Here is a 1,649-nt window from a genome sequence, read left to right on the forward strand (position 1 = left end):
CTTCGCCGTCCGCAGCTAGCGTTTCGCCCGGTGCAAGCACCTGACGCAGCAAGCGGCCCATCGCAACCCGCACCACGTTTCGTGACGATCGCGAAACGTCCCTCACGGTGGCACGGGCTGGGCGGACGTATAACGTAAATCGGAATTCCGGTAAAGAGAAATATTGTCGCACCCGGGACCCGACGACTTCAAAAAATCGGAAGCCTCGCGGGTGACTTGCCCGGCAGGAGGAATTTACCTCTTTCCGCGCCCCGGGGGTCCCGGAAGGTGACGGTCGCCGGGAGAACGTGACCTGCTTCACAAGCACGGCCGCGCAACCGGGCTATTCAAGCCAGGACATAACCTGGGCAAACGACGATGTCTGCCGAAGAAGAATACTTCCGGAAGGGCGACCGGGTACGATTGAGCGCATTGGGGCGGCAACGGATGCCCCGCAACAGGTCCACCACGGCGAAGGTGGTGGGCTACGGCCGCTCCGATACCAGGATCCGCATCATCTTCGACGGGTCGGCCTATCCCGTCAGCCTGCACGCCAGTTATCTGGAGCGAGACGAGTAGCGGCCGCCTCAGGACCGCGGCTCGCTCTCCTCCTCGGGCGGGACCTGCTCGACATGATATCCCGCGGGCAGCACCTGGCCGGGCGCCTGGTCTGCCACCGGAACGTCGTCGATCAACCCGACTTCGAGCGCCTGCTTCCAGACCTCCGCCACGGAGGGAAGCACGGCGCCGATCCGGCGTTCGCGATCGAACAGTGCATAGGGCATCGAACGGCCCGATCGCTTCACACGCGGTCGCGCAATTTCCGCACCCCGTCCTGCTGCGCGCAGTGATCGCAGCAATAGAATACGCCGCTGCTCTCGAGCCCATGGCCGACGATGCGCGTGCCGCAATGCTTGCAGGTCGGGGCCAGCGCGTGGATGGCGCATTCGAAGCTGTCGAAGGTGTGGGATTCGCCCTTCATGACGACGTTGAACGCCTTGTCGTAGTCGTTGCCGCAGGTTTCGCAGGTGGCCATGCTCGTCTCCCGTCATGTTGCGCAGTACTTGTCGCGCGCGGTCCCCCGCCCGGCTGAACTCTCCCCTGGCGGACTCAACACATCCGCCGCGCATTGGGTTCCCTGCCGCCGTCGCGCCGCATGGGAGTTGGCGCGACGGTTCCCGAGAGCCCGGGCGCTTGCTTGATCCAGCTCAACGCCGTATCCGGCGAGGTGGTCTTGGTTGAGAAAAAATCCCGGAGGCACGCCCATCGGCGAGATCACGCATTTCATCGCCATGCCGTTCGACTTCGCAGGGCGCGACCTCGCACCGGGCGAGCCGGCCAAATGCGCCAGCCCCGCCGCGGCGATCGAACGTGCCCATGGCATGTGGCGAACGCTGGGGCATGCCGGCGCGGCGGCCTTCGTCCGCGTCGGTTATCCGGACAGCCGCATCACGGTGCTGCGGACCTTCGGCAGCGTGTCGGAGGATTTCGGGGCGTGAGGCGGCGGCAAGTGCCTGATGAGATTACGTTGAACTGTAGCGGCATCGGAAGATCACCTCTCCCTTCGGGAGAGGTCCGCGCGTAGCGCCCGGTGAGGGGTTACCGTCCCTCGTGAGAGCGGCGCGGGCACCCCCCACAGACGGAGCCACAAAACCAACAACCCCAACGGC

At 65.1% G+C, this 1,649-nt stretch carries 4 protein-coding genes; 2 read left to right on the plus strand and 2 right to left on the minus strand.

Annotation, left to right across the window (positions count from 1 at the left end; all coding sequences use genetic code 11):
- Positions 1-426 precede the first annotated feature (426 nt).
- Positions 427-558 (plus strand): hypothetical protein, encoded by a 132-nt coding sequence (locus ACT4OC_RS09615; RefSeq protein WP_444838743.1) that lies wholly within the window; start codon positions 427-429, stop codon positions 556-558.
- Positions 559-566: 8 nt separating this feature from the next.
- On the opposite strand, the gene ACT4OC_RS09620 is transcribed toward ACT4OC_RS09615, so the two are convergent.
- The gene (locus ACT4OC_RS09620; protein WP_444838744.1) at positions 567-764 is read right to left on the minus strand and encodes a hypothetical protein; all 198 of its coding nucleotides are present in this window, start codon (positions 762-764) and stop codon (positions 567-569) included.
- Positions 765-781: 17 nt separating this feature from the next.
- A complete protein-coding gene (locus tag ACT4OC_RS09625) occupies positions 782-1,015 on the minus strand; it encodes a hypothetical protein (protein ID WP_444838745.1) in 234 nt (77 codons plus the stop codon).
- 202 nt (positions 1,016-1,217) lie between these two features.
- Between ACT4OC_RS09625 and ACT4OC_RS09630 the strand changes: the two genes are divergently transcribed.
- Positions 1,218-1,478, plus strand: coding sequence for a hypothetical protein (locus ACT4OC_RS09630; protein ID WP_444838746.1), 261 nt, complete (start codon positions 1,218-1,220; stop codon positions 1,476-1,478).
- Positions 1,479-1,649 lie beyond the last annotated feature (171 nt).

This window comes from Bradyrhizobium sp. (genome assembly GCF_052389815.1).
Taxonomy (GTDB): Bacteria; Pseudomonadota; Alphaproteobacteria; order Rhizobiales; family Xanthobacteraceae; genus Bradyrhizobium.

What these genes read in the sequence shown, in the direction of transcription:
- ACT4OC_RS09615 (WP_444838743.1), top strand. Translation starts at nt 427, where the DNA reads ATGCCCCGCAACAGGTCCACCACGGCGAAGGTGGTGGGCTACGGCCGC.
- ACT4OC_RS09620 (WP_444838744.1), bottom strand. Translation starts at nt 764, where the DNA reads ATGCCCTATGCACTGTTCGATCGCGAACGCCGGATCGGCGCCGTGCTT.
- ACT4OC_RS09625 (WP_444838745.1), bottom strand. Translation starts at nt 1,015, where the DNA reads ATGGCCACCTGCGAAACCTGCGGCAACGACTACGACAAGGCGTTCAAC.